This is a genomic window from Acinetobacter sp. WCHAc060042 (genome assembly GCF_003231195.1).
Taxonomy (GTDB): Bacteria; Pseudomonadota; Gammaproteobacteria; order Pseudomonadales; family Moraxellaceae; genus Acinetobacter.
On record NZ_QKVN01000055.1, the window covers coordinates 1 to 14702 of the forward strand.

16 protein-coding genes are annotated in these 14702 nt (G+C 39.1%); 5 read left to right on the top strand and 11 right to left on the bottom strand.

The genetic code is table 11. The annotated features are described in order from the left end of the window. Nucleotides 1–72 precede the first annotated feature (72 nt). Nucleotides 73–318: a hypothetical protein gene (locus DPG01_RS16775; protein WP_162900260.1), complete on the bottom strand. Its 246-nt coding sequence runs from the start codon at nt 316–318 to the stop codon at nt 73–75. Between the two features lie 314 nt (nt 319–632). Between DPG01_RS16775 and DPG01_RS16780 the strand changes: the two genes are divergently transcribed. After that, entirely contained in the window at nt 633–845 is a 213-nt protein-coding gene (locus DPG01_RS16780; protein WP_086210183.1) for a hypothetical protein, read from the top strand. Here DPG01_RS16780 and DPG01_RS16785 read toward each other — a convergent pair. Continuing rightward, entirely contained in the window at nt 807–1448 is a 642-nt protein-coding gene (locus tag DPG01_RS16785) for a LysE family transporter (protein WP_086210184.1), read from the bottom strand. The genes DPG01_RS16780 and DPG01_RS16785 overlap by 39 nt on opposite strands. Nucleotides 1449–1576: 128 nt before the next feature. Further along, on the bottom strand, nt 1577–2158 hold the full coding sequence (locus DPG01_RS16790; protein ID WP_110975842.1) for an FxsA family protein: 582 nt from the start codon (nt 2156–2158) through the stop codon (nt 1577–1579). A gap of 122 nt (nt 2159–2280) precedes the next feature. Here DPG01_RS16790 and ruvC point away from each other — a divergent pair, with 122 nt between their 5' ends. After that, nucleotides 2281–2826, top strand: a complete 546-nt coding sequence (ruvC, locus tag DPG01_RS16795) for a crossover junction endodeoxyribonuclease RuvC (RefSeq protein ID WP_086210186.1) — start codon at nt 2281–2283, stop codon at nt 2824–2826. Between the two features lie 4 nt (nt 2827–2830). Here ruvC and DPG01_RS16800 read toward each other — a convergent pair whose 3' ends face one another. Both DPG01_RS16800 and DPG01_RS16805 read right to left on the bottom strand, forming a co-directional pair. Then, nucleotides 2831–3157 carry a hypothetical protein gene (locus DPG01_RS16800; RefSeq protein WP_110975843.1) on the bottom strand — a complete coding sequence of 109 codons (327 nt, stop codon included), beginning with the start codon at nt 3155–3157 and terminating at the stop codon, nt 2831–2833. 130 nt (nt 3158–3287) lie between these two features. After that, the gene (locus DPG01_RS16805) at nt 3288–4148 is read right to left on the bottom strand and encodes a LysR family transcriptional regulator (RefSeq protein ID WP_110975844.1); all 861 of its coding nucleotides are present in this window, start codon (nt 4146–4148) and stop codon (nt 3288–3290) included. A gap of 104 nt (nt 4149–4252) precedes the next feature. On the opposite strand from DPG01_RS16805, the gene DPG01_RS16810 reads away from it, so the two are divergent. Further along, nucleotides 4253–4465, top strand: a complete 213-nt coding sequence (locus DPG01_RS16810) for a tautomerase family protein (RefSeq protein WP_086210244.1) — start codon at nt 4253–4255, stop codon at nt 4463–4465. Then, nucleotides 4462–5154 (top strand): aspartate/glutamate racemase family protein, encoded by a 693-nt coding sequence (locus DPG01_RS16815; protein WP_110975845.1) that lies wholly within the window; start codon nt 4462–4464, stop codon nt 5152–5154. The genes DPG01_RS16810 and DPG01_RS16815 overlap by 4 nt, the downstream gene beginning before the upstream one ends. A 373-nt stretch (nt 5155–5527) precedes the next feature. Here the strand turns inward: DPG01_RS16815 and DPG01_RS16820 are convergent, their stop codons facing one another. The 6 genes from DPG01_RS16820 to DPG01_RS16845 form a co-directional block, all read right to left on the bottom strand. Beyond that, nucleotides 5528–7126: a bifunctional aspartate transaminase/aspartate 4-decarboxylase gene (locus DPG01_RS16820; RefSeq protein ID WP_086210190.1), complete on the bottom strand. Its 1599-nt coding sequence runs from the start codon at nt 7124–7126 to the stop codon at nt 5528–5530. 55 nt (nt 7127–7181) lie between these two features. Continuing rightward, nucleotides 7182–8867: an aspartate-alanine antiporter gene (gene aspT / locus DPG01_RS16825; RefSeq protein WP_110975846.1), complete on the bottom strand. Its 1686-nt coding sequence runs from the start codon at nt 8865–8867 to the stop codon at nt 7182–7184. A 403-nt stretch (nt 8868–9270) separates the two neighbouring features. After that, the gene (locus DPG01_RS16830; RefSeq protein WP_086210192.1) at nt 9271–9696 is read right to left on the bottom strand and encodes a GlcG/HbpS family heme-binding protein; all 426 of its coding nucleotides are present in this window, start codon (nt 9694–9696) and stop codon (nt 9271–9273) included. Between the two features lie 75 nt (nt 9697–9771). After that, a complete protein-coding gene (gene hemL, locus DPG01_RS16835; protein ID WP_110975847.1) occupies nt 9772–11070 on the bottom strand; it encodes a glutamate-1-semialdehyde 2,1-aminomutase in 1299 nt (432 codons plus the stop codon). A gap of 41 nt (nt 11071–11111) precedes the next feature. After that, a complete protein-coding gene (gene thiE, locus DPG01_RS16840) occupies nt 11112–11732 on the bottom strand; it encodes a thiamine phosphate synthase (protein WP_086210194.1) in 621 nt (206 codons plus the stop codon). A 466-nt stretch (nt 11733–12198) separates the two neighbouring features. After that, the gene (locus DPG01_RS16845) at nt 12199–12633 is read right to left on the bottom strand and encodes a DUF962 domain-containing protein (protein ID WP_110975848.1); all 435 of its coding nucleotides are present in this window, start codon (nt 12631–12633) and stop codon (nt 12199–12201) included. Nucleotides 12634–12918: 285 nt separating this feature from the next. Here DPG01_RS16845 and DPG01_RS16850 point away from each other — a divergent pair, with 285 nt between their 5' ends. Continuing rightward, a complete protein-coding gene (locus DPG01_RS16850) occupies nt 12919–14379 on the top strand; it encodes a CYTH domain-containing protein (protein ID WP_110975849.1) in 1461 nt (486 codons plus the stop codon). The last annotated feature ends 323 nt before the right edge of the window (nt 14380–14702 follow it).

A 14702-nucleotide genomic window follows, 5' to 3' on the forward strand; every position in this document is an offset into this window, starting at 1 on the left:
CTTGGCGGGTTTTTTTATTTTCACTGATGGAAAATAGCCCATCAGTTCAATCGTGAAGTCATTGAACATCACTTACTTTGGTTTATTTTCATGATTAAGCACATCAAAAAGTGAAGTCACAGCGGTAGGTTCACTATTTCGATCCGTCAAATAAACTTGTACAGATTTAACAATAATGGCCGCTGCTAAACATGCAACAATACAGAAAATCCAAAATCCAAAAGGGCTTCTAATATTGTGTGATCCACAGTTTGGGCAGTCTTTGTCTGTTGATGCGACAACTGTTTCGCAACAAGCGCAGTGATATTGATAGAGCATAACTTTCCCCCTTTGTTTTCTTACTTTCTTGTTTTTATTGTCCATCACCCTGCCTCACAGAATGTTAGATTAATTTATCTTATGTGAGTATTTGTTGAGGCACAAGTACCATTAACCTGAAATGCTGTCAGCAAAAACTTACACCGTAAAACTAATCAACTGAATTAAAAACAATTCCTTGTTATAACACCCAATCATGACAATTTCATTTTGTAACATAATAGTTTTTGACGTATTCCATCATATTTGCTTAAAACCCTTTAGTTTTCTAGCGATTGTTTATTAAAATACGATGCAACGATGAGGAAGAAAGAATGGTTCAGTTGATCAAAAAAGGCGGTTTACGCGAACGTGCCAACCGTAGTCGTAGCTATAAGGGCTCAGAAAATACCGAAGCGACATTGCAGCCTAACCGTTATACACAGAGTAAAAAAGACGAGGCCTCCACCTTGGAACAGATCCCATCATCTAAAGAACTTAAAGAGAACTTAGATGTAGATTGCAAGAGCATCATACCAAAGCCATAAAGCAAAAATCAGGAACAACCCACCAGAAAAAATGTCGATATAACTTCCTGAACGCTGATAAGCCGCCTTAATTTTAGGTAATGACAAAAGCATCATCAACAATGCAAAAGTCATAAAAGTTTGAATTGGAATAATCACCGCAAGCTGCATTTTTAAGTAAGGACTTGCGCTAGAACTCAAGGCTAGTGAAAACACACTACTAAAATAAATCAGCGTTTTCGGGTTGGACAAGTTCGTCAGCAAACCTGACATGAAATAATGGTTGGCCTTCGGTGTAGCCAGTTTTTGACCATCATCCAGCATTGCGTCTTGCTGTATTGTGTTGATGCCTGTTTTCAACATGAACCAGCCCATACGTGCGAGAAACACTCCACCAACCAACATCAATAGCTGTTGAATCCATGGCATTTTGTCGATGAGTACAGTAAAACCTAACAAGGTTAAAACCACCCAAACCACGATGCCAACGGAAATACCTAAGATAGTTTTTAACGTATTTTTTTGTGTGGTCGAAGCTGAACTTTTGGCAATCAGTAAAACATCAGGACCGGGACTAAGCTGTGCAACAAAATGCAAAGCACAAATCGTGAAAAGCAATGACATAAAAAGAAGTATAATTTTAAAAATTAATTATATCGTTTGTTATATTTATTTTAAATCATCAACACCTCAACATTTTAAAGCAATAAAAAAAGCCGAGTTAGAACTCGGCTTTAAGATTAAATATGAAATTATTTGTTCACATCTTTCATTTCAATTTTTTTCGCATCTGGCGTTACTTCTCGTGCTTCACCATCAATAATACTCGAGTCACGGTAGCCTGAACCACCCTGCTGTTGTTGCATTTCTTGCATCTGACGCATGATGTCTGCAAATGGGTTTTGACCTTGAGCACTACCGCCCATGCCATTCATATCTCCCATCATACCGCCCATCATTTTTTCCATCATCGTTTGTTGACGCTTCATCATCACTTTCATCAATGCGCCTGTCATGGCTTTTTGCACCGCAGGGATAAGTAAAAGCACAGCTAGCACGTCCGTTAGCAAACCAGGAATCAATAAAAGAAAACCTGCAATAATTTTAGGTAGATTACTGGTTAGTGCAGGATCACCGCTCATCTGCCCTGTTTGCATTTGCTGCATTTGTGGCATTAAACCTGCTGAGTACTTGCGAATCAGGCTCATGCCAATAAAGAAAGCAGCAATAAACCAGAAGAATACGTACCACATACTACCAACGAGGTCGCCCACGCCAATCCATACGAAAACTTCGAGAATGACACCAGCCAATATAAAAAGAAATAATTTCATGAAAATTAATCTAATCTCAACAAAATGAATAAGGTGCAATGATCAACTGCTCAATCTACATCAAGCTTTTTTCATCCGCTTATGTAACAATATGGGCATATATTTTTTTTTAAAGGGCTTGCATGTCATTAATTATTGGTATTGACCCCGGTTCTCGCCTCACAGGCTACGGTATTATTCAAAAAGAAGGTCAAAAACTAATTTTTGTCGATGCTGGCACCATTCGTACTGAAACAGCTGAAATGCCTGAGCGTCTAAAGCGTATTTTTGCAGGGATTGATCGTATTGTAAAATTTCATGGTCCAACTGAAGCTGCTGTTGAACAAGTCTTTATGGCACAAAACCCTGACTCTGCACTGAAGCTCGGGCAAGCACGTGGTGCCGCAATTGCTGCACTAGTAAACCTAGACTTACAAGTTGCCGAATACACAGCCCGTCAAATTAAACAGTCTGTGGTCGGTTACGGTGCTGCAGACAAAGAACAAGTACAAATGATGGTGATGAAACTTTTAAACCTGAGCATCAAACCACAGCAAGATGCCGCCGATGCGCTTGCTGCTGCCATCTGTCATGCGCATGCTTCGGGCAGTATGACCAAACTTGCTGTACTCAATGCTTTAGGTGGCATGGCACGTGGACGCAGCCGTAGTAGCTCTCGTCGACGCTAATGAATTAAGTGACATAGCCTTTAAAGTCTTTACGCATTTCACGTACTGAAGGTGCTTTGGGATAGGTGGCGATCAGCATTCTTCCTGAAGTGCGCAAATTTTTCTTTTGAGCAGGGTCAATACGGATAAAGACCAACTCTTCTGGTTCATTGCGATGGTTGATCTCACAAATCATAATGGTGTAATTTTTTTCAATCACTTTATAACGACTAAATGCCTGTTGCACAATTTGCTTAAAGTTTTTTTGCCCACCTGTTGGTGCAAGTTGAGTGTAAATCACCAAAAGTATACATGCACCAATCACCAAGGCGACCAGTAAGTATTTATCCATTCTTCCCCCATTTTTATTTTTGAATTCAATAGTTTCTATTCAAATGATAGAAACATCATAAGATTGACCAATAAAATATGCAAAAAAGATCACCAAAAGTTTCATACGAGAATAAGATTAAATCAATCATTTACGTCCTATTCAGGAGGCACTTTTCTAAAGCTTGAATATTTGCAGAAATTAATTCTTTTCTCCAAACTAATTCAATCTGGATGCATCCTAATGCTGAATCTATATAATGTACGGACAATAAATCTTGATTTGGAAAAGTATCTAACATCGTTTTAGGAATAATCGCAATCCCCATGCCCGCGGCTACACCACCTAGAAATGCGTGATAGGATGCAACCTCAGCTATCCTTTTTGGTGTGATATTAAAGGACTGATACCAGTTTAAAAGTCGATCCCGATAAGAACAACCCTCTTTAAATGCAAGAATAGTTGCACTTTCAGCATCTGACGGCATTAAAATTTTAGGATGCCCCTTAGGCGCAATAATTATAAGTTCTTCATCATAAATGAGCGAACGATTCAACAGTGGATTTTGAGGAGCATCTCCAATTAGAACAACATCTAACTCGCCATCCAGTAAAGATTGATATAAACCATCGCGTATACCTGTAACTAGTTCCAATTTAATTGCAGGATAAATCGAATATAACTGAGCCAGTGGTTCGGGTAATCTTGTTGCCGCCATACTTTCCAATGCCCCCACTCGTAAAGGCCCACTAGGCTGATCAGCTTTGATTGTATTTTCAGCTTCATACGCCAGTGCTACGATTTGCTTTGCATATTGATAGAGTAATAATGCTTTGGGTGTCGCAACTAAACTTTTTTTCTCTCGAATAAAAAGTGACACTCCCAAATACTCCTCAAGCTGTTGTAAGCGAATAGTAATTGCGGAAGGTACTCGGTTTAACTTTTTGGCTGCACCAGTAATACTTCCAGTTTCAATAAGCACAATAAGTGTTTTAAGTTGGCTAATTTCCATGATTCAATAAAATTAAACGATTTACTCAATATTATTTAATTTTATTGAAGAAAAATACCCTCTAACATTCGAGACCTTAATTTTATAATGTGTAGAGGATGTCGATGCCTTTCGTAAATGTGAAAGTGACAGGTGGAAATGAAGCGCCTACGATTGAACAAAAGAAGCAAATTATTGACGGGATTACTCAGCTCTTAGTCACCGTTTTAAATAAAAATCCAGCAACAACGATGGTCATTATTGATGAAGTTGAAATGGACAATTGGGGTGTCGCGGGAAAAACCACAACAGAACGTCGACTAGAGGCTCAAAAATGAAAAAACTGGGATTAATTGGTGGTATAGGACCCGAATCTACCCTGCTTTATTATAAAAAACTGGTTTATTCCATACAGGAAAAAGTTGAACCAACATTCTTCCCCAACTTAGCAATCGAAAGCCTAAATGTATTTGAAGTTTTAGCGTTCTGTGAGCATGAAGATTTTGATGGGCTGATTTCGTACTTAATGAAAGGAATTAATAGCCTCATTGCTGGTGGTGCAGAAATTATTGCCTTAACAGGCAACACCCCTCACATTGTTTTTGATCAACTTCAAGCAAATTCGACAGTACCCTTAATAAGTATTGTAGAGGCGACAAAAAAGGAAGCACAACGTCAAAATTATGCAAAAATTGGGCTATTCGGAACACAGTTTACAATGCAAGCAGCATTTTTTAGAAAGCCTTTTGTAGAAGCTGGAATAAATATTGTAATGCCTCACGCGGATGAGCAGTTATTTATTGCAGACAAAATTTCTAACGAATTAGAGCATGGGGTTGTTTCCGTTGAAACACAAAAACAGATGCTCCAAATTGTGCAACGAATGCATGATGAAGATGATATTGATGCCATTATATTAGGCTGTACGGAACTGCCTTTAATATTTAAAGATACTATTTTACCGCTCCCTACTTTGGATACCTTAGAGATTCACATTCAAGAGTTAATCAACGTAATTTGTAATTAACATGTCCCCTAAAAGTGACTTCATCTAGGTTCCCAGAAAGTTCCAATTGTGCAAATAGAGATTAATGGATTTTATATACTTACTCCTAAACTATCCATTTTATAGTGCAATAAGTATATTAAATATATCCAAGACATTGATTATCAAGTATTTCAGGAGAATTATAGCCTTTCGGTTCTATGAGTTGCTTTATATAAAAATTCAACTAAGTAAAGAAATACTGAATTATATATTTTCTACTCTTCGCATATTGAAAAGCTTTCGTTCCTATCTATCTAACGTCTCTTTTTTATTCTGCATCTAAAACAATATAAAAAAGCCCATCAAATGAGATGGGCTTTTTTACAACTGGTTTAATCCACACCATTCAAGCTTACTTTTTCTTTTTAGATTTTAGATATTCCTGATAAGACTCTTCCGCAAAGCGTCGCAATGAATCACCAATGGCTGCATATTGAAATTCATTCAGATTTGCCAAGGATGCGCGTGCGGAAGGATGTTGTACACCAAAACCCGAGCCTGGAAGTAAAACCACGCCCGTTTCATCCGCCACACGGAAAAGTAATTCAGTTGGGTTTTTATTTTTCATAACCCAGTCTGCAAACTCATCACCATAAAGCGTCCGCGAAGTATTTTCCAAATTCACCAGTGTATAGTAATCGACTGCATTTGGATCTTGAGGAACATCAACACCCAGTTGTCGATACAGTGCTGCATCACGCTCACGCACTACAGATTTAACTGCTTTTTTATAACTTTGACGTGAATCCATTAAGTTAAATAACGCAAATAAAACCATTTGAACCTGTTGTGGTGTCGACAGTCCAGCGGTGTGATTTAAGGCCACATTACGACTATCTGCCACCAAACGATCAATAAATTTGATACTCGATGGGTCAGTCGTAAGTGATGAATAGCGTTCTTCTAATTCTTTTTTGTCTTTTTTAGATAATTCAGTAAGCTTCTTATCCAAAATATTATTGTTGGTCATGGCGATGACCCCAAGACGCCAGCCTGTCGCACCAAAGTATTTTGAGAACGAATAAACCAAAATGGTGTTGTCTGGACAAATGGCGAATAGTGATTTGAAATTATCAGCAAATGTTCCATACACATCATCGGTCAAAATAATCAGATCAGGACGTTTTTTAACAATATCTGCCAAAATCGCCAAGCCTTCATCACTCATTTTGACCGAAGGCGGATTACTTGGATTCACCAAGAAGAAAGCTTTAATTGATGGATCTTCTAGTTTGCGAAGCTCTGACTCTGGATATTGCCATCCTTGTTTTGGATCTGCCTCAATCAATACTTCTTCTAGCTGATAATCATTGAGTTTTGGAATTTCTAAATAAGGGGTAAAAATCGGGGTACCGATGGCAATTCGATCACCCGTAGCAATAATTTTATTTTCTTTAAGTGAATTAAAGATATATGCCATTGCTGCTGTTCCGCCCTCTACGGCAAACAGGTCTAAGCCATCTTTTGGCATACCTTGCACGCCCATTTCACGCAGCACATATTCTTTAATGATGGTTTCGCTGAGGCGTAGCATCCGATCTGGAACAGGATAATTACAGCCCAAAATACCTTCAACCATTTCCAGTAAAAATGCATCAGGATCTAAGCCCAGCTGGTCTCGGACGTAAGAAATCGCTTTTCCTAAAAACACTACGCCTGGCTTATCACGATTTTCAAGTACAAAGTTATCAAAACGAGATTGCAAGCCTACAGGTCGTGGAAAGCCCCCGAGCCCTTCTGGCATATATGAAAATGAAAACTCAGATTCGGTTGCAGAAAATAAACCCAGCTGGAAAAAAGCCCTACGAGGCACAGTTGCAAGGAAGTTTGGGTTTCCTCGACCTGCGTTCAGCATCATCCGATCAGTTCGACTTTCTGCGAGTGCAATCAGTTTATCTTTTAATTCAAATGGGCTTAGTTTTGCGTATTTTGAGTAATCAACGTTCCCCATGGGAAGTCTCCTTTAATTATAGTGAAGCCAAAGATTTATTGTTAAACATCAATTTTTAAGCTAAACCCACAATCAGTGGACCCAGCAAGGTGAGGAAAACATTGGCCAATGCATAGGTAATTGCAAAAGGAACTGTAGGAATTGAATTGCCTGCTTTATCAAGCACTCCACCAAATGCAGGGTTTGCACTGCGTGAACCAGTTAAGGCACCTGCCATGACTGCGACATTGTCATAACGCAGAACATAACGTGCAAAAAGCATCGAAAGAATGAGTGGCACAACGGTGACCACCACACCAATCATAAATAATGACAAGCCACTGTCTTTAATGGTTTGAATGGCCTGTAAGCCTGACTGTAAACCAACAGCAGCCACAAATCCTGCAAGACCTAAATCTTTAAGTAACTGCGAAGCGGCTAGAGGCATATTGCCATGAACTTGATTTCGGCTACGTAACCAACCAAACAACAGACCTGATAAAAGTGCTCCACCGCCAGCACCAAGCGTCAGAGGAACATCACCGATACGCACGACGAATAAGCCAATTAATAGACCCACCACTAAACCCGCGCCATGGAAGATCCAGTCTGTTTTTAAGCTCTCTGGTAAGGCCTTACCTGCTTCTTTGACTAAACGCTCAAGATCACTTTTGGTTCCGTATACGGTCACCACATCGCCTTGACGCAACATGGTTTCATCATTTAAGAGTTGTGTTTCGTCTTGACGTTTAATGCCCAATACATAAATACCGTGTTTAAGATAATCAGGCGTCTTGGCTTTGACATCGCCTAGTGTTCGATTGATGTATTTAGAATTTCTTAAAATGACATCCGTCGTATCCATGACCATTTCCATGCCTTGGGACGATTGGAGTTCTGAACCAATATTCTCTGCAATAGAAACAACACTTGCTCTGCGACCGACAATGAGAACCACATCATCTGTTTGTAACGTAATTTCAGGAGATACATCAATAAACTGATCTTTACGTTTAAGCCGCTCAATGGTAATGCCTGATTTTTGGGCTTCTAATTCTGAAATTGTTTTTCCAGAGGCTTGTTGGACTTTATAAATCCGTCCTACAATTTCTGGCATCGCCAGTTCTTGACCTGGAGCAAGTTCAAAAGCACCTTTTAAACGCTCAGACTGCGCTTTAAGTGCATCATCATGAATTTCTCGCCCCATAAATTTCGGCAAGATGTTCACACAAATAATAATCGCACCTAGAGAACCAAAAATATAAGTCACGGCATAGCCAATTGCGACATTGGCTTGCAGTCGTTGAATCTCTGCCATTGGCAAATCTAAGCGCGAGAGAGCATCGCCTGCTGTGCCAATAATGGCAGACTGTGTCATACCACCAGCGGCTAAGCCTGCAGCCAAACCTTTATCTAGATCAAAGATTTTTGCCATAGCAAGCACGGTGATAAGTCCGCAAATGGCCATAAAGGCAGCCAGTAATATTTCTTTAATCGACTGGGGTCCGAGAGATTTGAAGAATTGCGGCCCACTTTCAAACCCAACCGCATAAATAAATAGGGCAAATAGAATGGCTTTCACACCATTATCAACAGGGACACCAATCAAACTGAGAATCACTGCAACCAGCAATGATCCTGCGACACCACCAAATTGAAACTTACCAAATTGAAATTGACCAATCCAAAAGCCTATTGCCAAAGACAAAAACAATAAAATTTCGGGACTATGTTTTAATTCACCTTGTAGCCACTCAATCATATTATGGACTCACTTTTATTATTAGGCTTCTTGTTAAAACTAAGAATTATTTTCCAACTGTTAAAATACGCCTCAGAAAATATAAATGCAAATATATTGGTTGTATTTATAAAAATGAATATTATTTATTTCAAAATTATTTAATTTTTATATCACCAACCAAAATAGTCGAAATTAATGTTTTTTCGTGTAACAAAAACCCCATGTAATATTTAAAATAATTTTTATTATATGTATTTTGTTTTTACATATTAATATAAATATATGATTTATTTATTTAAAAAAAAATCTTGTTTTAATAATCCATTTTTTATATTGTGATTTAGTTCACAACTAGAATTTTAAAATTGCTCGCATCCTTGCGAATTTTACTCAACCATATTTTGTAGCTACTTTGAAGCCCTCAAGTTTCGAAATTGAACTGTGCAAAAAATATAGAAAGTGCATGTTGCGCAATTTCAGCATCTTGAAAAGATTTTGCACCTGATACTCCGATTGCTCCAACCAATTGCCCTTCATACATAATCGGTTCGCCACCTTCGAGCATTCCCGAAAAGCTTTGCATGCTCAGAAAACCCATCTGCCCAGATCGAATCAAGTCTTCAAATAACTTTGATGGGCGACGACTCATTGCTGAACATTTGGCTTTTTCAATACATAAATTTGCTGTCATAGGCGATGCTCCATCCATTCGCTTCATTGTCAGTAAAACTCCTGTTTCATCTACAACAGCAATACTTACATTAAGTTCATGCGTCTGAGCATAATCAAAAGCATGACTTAGTATAAATTCAGCATCTACCAACGTTAAACAATGTTTGATTTTCATTTTTCATTCCTCCAAATACCTAATACAAAAAAGCCCATCAATTAAGATGGGCTATATAATGATAGAACTGAAAATTTACTTCATGCTGGCAAAAACATCTTTTGCGGCCTGAAGAGTAAATTCAATGTCTTCATCTGTATGTGCGGCAGAAATAAAACCTGCTTCAAATGCTGAAGGTGCAAGGTTCACGCCACGGTCTAACATGCCATGGAAGAATTTACGGAATGCGTCGATATCGCACTTGAGCATCGAGTCGAAGCTGGTAATGTCTTCTTGATCGGTAAAGTACAAACCAAACATACCACCTACTTGTTGTGTTTTAAAAGCAATACCTGCTTCATTGGCCGCTACTTGTAAACCAGCAAGAAGTTTTTCTAGCTGCGCTGTCAATTTTTCGTAGAATCCCTCTTGGCGCAGGTGCTTAAACATCTCAATCCCTGCACGCATTGCAAGTGGATTCCCCGACAATGTTCCAGCTTGGTAAACTTTACCCAGTGGAGCAATACACTCCATCACTTCTCGTTTACCGCCAAATGCACCAACAGGTAAGCCTGCACCAATAATTTTGCCCAAGGTGGTTAAATCTGGGGTCACGCCATAGTGAGCTTGCGCACCGCCTAGCCCAACACGGAAACCTGTCATCACTTCATCAATGATAAAAACAGAACCATATTCATCACACACATCACGAATCGCTTGCAAGAATCCATCAATTGGTTTCACAAGGTTCATGTTTCCTGCTACAGGTTCAACAATCACCCCTGCAATCTCGGAACCAAACTTAGCAAAGTACTCTTTTAAGGTTGCAATATCGTTATACGGAAGTGTGAGCGTATGTTTGGCAAAGTCAGCAGGAACGCCCGCTGAGGTGGCTTCCCCCTCACCATTGGTTAACAAGCCTGAACCCGCTTTGACCAATAACGAGTCTGAATGACCGTGGTAACAGCCTTCAAATTTGACAATCTTGTCACGACCTGTGTAGCCTCGCGCAAGACGAATCGCAGTCATAGTTGCTTCAGTACCTGAATTGGTCATACGTACCAACTCAATTGACGGCATAATTTCGCAAATAATGTCGGCCAAAGTCGTTTCATGTACAGTAGGTGCACCAAAACTTAAACCATCTACCGCAGCACTTTGTACAGCTTTAATAATTTCAGGATGAGCATGACCTAAAATCATTGGTCCCCATGAGCCTACGTAGTCCACATAGCGTTTACCATCCACATCATACAAATACGCACCTTGCGCCTTTTCAATAAAGACAGGCGTTCCACCTACACTATTAAAGGCACGTACAGGTGAGTTCACACCACCTGGAATATGTTTGCTAGCTTGTTTAAACAATTGTTCTTGCTTTGGAGATAAGCTCATGAAATTACTCAACTCAAAAAATAAAAAGACATCTAAAACACTTAAGCTTTAGATGCAAATAAATCAGCCCACTGTTCAATACGATCGGGAATCGCAGACATTGATCGACCTAATATATCACTAATCACTGCGCAAAGGTCGGCACCCGCATCAATCACTTCACTTGAATTTTCAACTGTTAAACCGCCAATTGCACAAATGGGCACATTCAATCTGGCTTTGGCTTCTTTTAAAGTCTCCAAACCAATATGACCTGCTTCTGGCTTGGTATGAGTTGCATATATTGCACCAAAAGCCACATAAGTTGCCCCTTCAGCAATCGCTTTTTCAGCAAGTTCAATCGAGTTTAGACAAGTACGACCGATAACCACGCCTTGAGGCAAACGGGCAACAGCTTCAGCAACTTCACCATCATCTTGTCCCAAATGCACCCCAACGCCGTACTTAACCGCCATTTCCAAGTCATCATTAATCACAAAAGGAACTCGATATTCAGCACACATAGCTTTCATGTACTCAACTTCATAGTCTTGCTGTTCTTTGGGTACTTTCTTACGACGATATTGCAAAATCGCAATTTCACCAGTTGCCATCGCACCCTCCAACTTAGCCAAAAGTAGCTCTAATGGATCATCATTTGTAATTAGATATAAACCGCGCATTTAATTCTACCTTTGGGTTATGTTGTTCTATTATAAAGCTAAAAATCAATCTAACCTTAATGAATTGACATTGAAAACATACTGCTTTGTACAAAAAAGTCGCGACTAAACAAGTGCCGTCTAAAAATACCTATTATCAGTGATAGCCACCCCAACGCTTTCGCAGTTTAATGGATACATAAGGTAACAAGAACAAAATTAAAATAACAACTTCATAACAAGAATAAGAGATGAGCAGCGATCTAAACGGCTTTTTAGCTTTTTAAACCAGTGATGTTCAAACAACATCATAAAAAGCTAAAAAGCCGCGTATTTTATTTGAATATGACATAAAAAAAGCCTAGAGAAGGTCACTCTAGGCTTGGAAAACTCAAAGCAAAGATAAGCTAAATGTGCCTATTTGCAATAAGATGAAAATATATACAACGACTTCATTATTAGAACATTCACTTTAACATTGCAACTGTTAATTTCGGGTTGCGACGAATATTTTCATCATTTGGTCATAAAGTACTTCACTCACTTGGATTTTATCCAAAGTACGATCTTGTAAGCTAAGGTTTCCGCGTAACACATCGAAGAACATGCGCCAATCCGAGATAAAACTATACACAGGCTGTTTAAAACTGGCTGGCTTATTTTTTTCAAAAACAAAATGACCTACCCACGCACAGGCATAGCCAGAGACTAAGCCGTAGACAAAATAACGTGGTTTGCGTTTAAGTATGGCTTTAGAGAAAAAGTACAGCCCCATCGAACTGCCCGTGACGTGCAACCGACGGCTCATGATATTACGGTGTTCTGTTAGATAAAAACGATAAAACTGCTGAAAGTCCTTAATCGGCAACTGAAAATTAGGTTCAGCGTCGTATTCTTGTTTCGGTTCAACCTGAGCATTCATCTGTCATCATCCTGATGTTTTTCTATCAACATAGCTGAAAATATGCAGTCTGCAAAGTGCCATCGCCTCTGGCAGCATTTCCACTAAAAACAGAATTGTTTTTTGATCAATCTCACACTGCGACTTTGTTTTATTGTGTCGTCAAGTCTTACATACGGTCTCTTTTTCGCTACAATTCAGTTGTCCATTGGTGTGCCTTTAGCGCACATAAAACAAACTACAGATCATGCATCTAAATACATAAAGGCTTGGCACTGACCTAGCCCCTCGAATTAGGAATTTTTCATGGTTGAAATTGAATTAAAATTTCAGATTAGCGAAGCACGACGTACCGCCCTTCTTAAAGCTTTAGATCCTAAAAAATCTGAAAATATTCAACTTCAAGCCAAGTATTTTGATACGCCTGACCGCCTTTTGGCTCAACACGGCGCTGCTTTGCGTCAGCGTCTTGAAGGCACTTGCTGGATTCAAACACTCAAAGCTGCAGGTAAAAGTCATTTACACCGTTTTGAGCATAATCACAATTTGGGTGAGTTAGAGTCATCTCCTGAACTCGACCTCAGTATTTATGAAGCTATTCCAGAAGCTCAACAGATTTTAACCCAAGCTTTAGGATCAGATGCAACTGCGTTAAAGCTCACCTTTGAAACGGACATCCAACGTACCTATCGCGTTATTGAGTTTGAAGATGCTGAAATTGAAGTCTGTTTGGATGTCGGTGTAGTTCGTGCATCTGGTCGAGAACAGACCATCCATGAAGTAGAGTTTGAACTCAAATCAGGCTCTGTGCAGTCACTTTTGGCTTTTAGTTTTGAATGGGTGAAGAAGTATCAACTGTGGTTAGATGTTCGTAGCAAAGCCGAAATGGGTAACTTACTGGCACTTGAGCAAACCGTTAGCCCAGCACGTTTTGAAAAGGAATTTGTCTTATCAAAAAAAGAAAGTGCGGCACATAACCTGAGTTTGCTGATTGGTCAGCAAATGCAGCACTTACTGCCCAATATTGCCGCAATTTCGGCAGGTGTTGCTGAGCAAAGTCATATTGATCAAGCACAAACTGCTTTAGAGCACTTACAACTAACGCTAGCGTTATTCAAAGACTGGAATAGCAATATTTCTGATAAATGGGCAATGCAACTGGGCGCATTTAAGCATCAATTCGACCAACTACAGCATTTGCAACACATGCAAGATACCTTAGGTGCATTTTTACAAAATCCAACCACGACAGAAAATCTTGCTAAAGACATATTATATGCTCAAGAAAAGCTTGGAAATTTAGTTAAATCGACGCAGAACGTGCATCATTATCTTGAATTATTAACGTTTAGTTTAAGCTCACATGATCAAGTGCAAAAGCAAGATTTAAAAACCTATGCACACAACACCCTGCAAAACCAATATCGACAGCTACAAGAAAGCTTAAATGCTGCGGATATTAGCCACTTTGAAAGCTTAGATGTATTGGCACAGAAAATTAAGGAACTGAAGTTTAGCTTTCCTATTTTAACATCAATTTATGATGTGAAAAATTTGCAGAAATACAGTAAAGCGTTAAATGATGCCCAACAAGCCGCACATGAATATCAAATCTTAGCGACTTCTGCTGCGTACATTCAACAGACAGAACTTGAAGCCAGTGATTGGTTTGTTTTGGGCTGGCTCACAGCAAAACTTGAAGTCTATGCAGATAAACTTTTAGATGCCACAGAACAGTTCTTAGTCAGCCGTAAATTCTTGAAATAACGCTCTGCATACCATAAGCAGTTATATAAATATATGACTGCTATTTCCCCTCCACAAGGCCTGAAAAGTCGCAAAACCACAATAGAAGATCGTGGTTGTTATCTTCCAAACCACTAATTTATCTATGGCAAAACGGCCTATCATCAGAACAATACAGGTTATATTCATTTTTATTCTTAAAAAGTAAGGCGATACATTCCTACTCAATGTAAAGTTATCGTCACTTCACGGCAACCATCAGTACTTATTAATCCACATACTTTTAACTTCCACCTCATTATTTTAAAAGTGACCTCTATCACACTGCTGTCCCATAGTTAGAG

What these genes read in the sequence shown, in the direction of transcription:
- DPG01_RS16775 (WP_162900260.1), bottom strand. Translation starts at nt 318, where the DNA reads ATGCTCTATCAATATCACTGCGCTTGTTGCGAAACAGTTGTCGCATCA.
- DPG01_RS16780 (WP_086210183.1), top strand. Translation starts at nt 633, where the DNA reads ATGGTTCAGTTGATCAAAAAAGGCGGTTTACGCGAACGTGCCAACCGT.
- DPG01_RS16785 (WP_086210184.1), bottom strand. Translation starts at nt 1,448, where the DNA reads ATGTCATTGCTTTTCACGATTTGTGCTTTGCATTTTGTTGCACAGCTT.
- DPG01_RS16790 (WP_110975842.1), bottom strand. Translation starts at nt 2,158, where the DNA reads ATGAAATTATTTCTTTTTATATTGGCTGGTGTCATTCTCGAAGTTTTC.
- ruvC (WP_086210186.1), top strand. Translation starts at nt 2,281, where the DNA reads ATGTCATTAATTATTGGTATTGACCCCGGTTCTCGCCTCACAGGCTAC.
- DPG01_RS16800 (WP_110975843.1), bottom strand. Translation starts at nt 3,157, where the DNA reads ATGGATAAATACTTACTGGTCGCCTTGGTGATTGGTGCATGTATACTT.
- DPG01_RS16805 (WP_110975844.1), bottom strand. Translation starts at nt 4,148, where the DNA reads ATGGAAATTAGCCAACTTAAAACACTTATTGTGCTTATTGAAACTGGA.
- DPG01_RS16810 (WP_086210244.1), top strand. Translation starts at nt 4,253, where the DNA reads ATGCCTTTCGTAAATGTGAAAGTGACAGGTGGAAATGAAGCGCCTACG.
- DPG01_RS16815 (WP_110975845.1), top strand. Translation starts at nt 4,462, where the DNA reads ATGAAAAAACTGGGATTAATTGGTGGTATAGGACCCGAATCTACCCTG.
- DPG01_RS16820 (WP_086210190.1), bottom strand. Translation starts at nt 7,126, where the DNA reads ATGGGGAACGTTGATTACTCAAAATACGCAAAACTAAGCCCATTTGAA.
- aspT (WP_110975846.1), bottom strand. Translation starts at nt 8,867, where the DNA reads ATGATTGAGTGGCTACAAGGTGAATTAAAACATAGTCCCGAAATTTTA.
- DPG01_RS16830 (WP_086210192.1), bottom strand. Translation starts at nt 9,696, where the DNA reads ATGAAAATCAAACATTGTTTAACGTTGGTAGATGCTGAATTTATACTA.
- hemL (WP_110975847.1), bottom strand. Translation starts at nt 11,070, where the DNA reads ATGAGCTTATCTCCAAAGCAAGAACAATTGTTTAAACAAGCTAGCAAA.
- thiE (WP_086210194.1), bottom strand. Translation starts at nt 11,732, where the DNA reads ATGCGCGGTTTATATCTAATTACAAATGATGATCCATTAGAGCTACTT.
- DPG01_RS16845 (WP_110975848.1), bottom strand. Translation starts at nt 12,633, where the DNA reads ATGAATGCTCAGGTTGAACCGAAACAAGAATACGACGCTGAACCTAAT.
- DPG01_RS16850 (WP_110975849.1), top strand. Translation starts at nt 12,919, where the DNA reads ATGGTTGAAATTGAATTAAAATTTCAGATTAGCGAAGCACGACGTACC.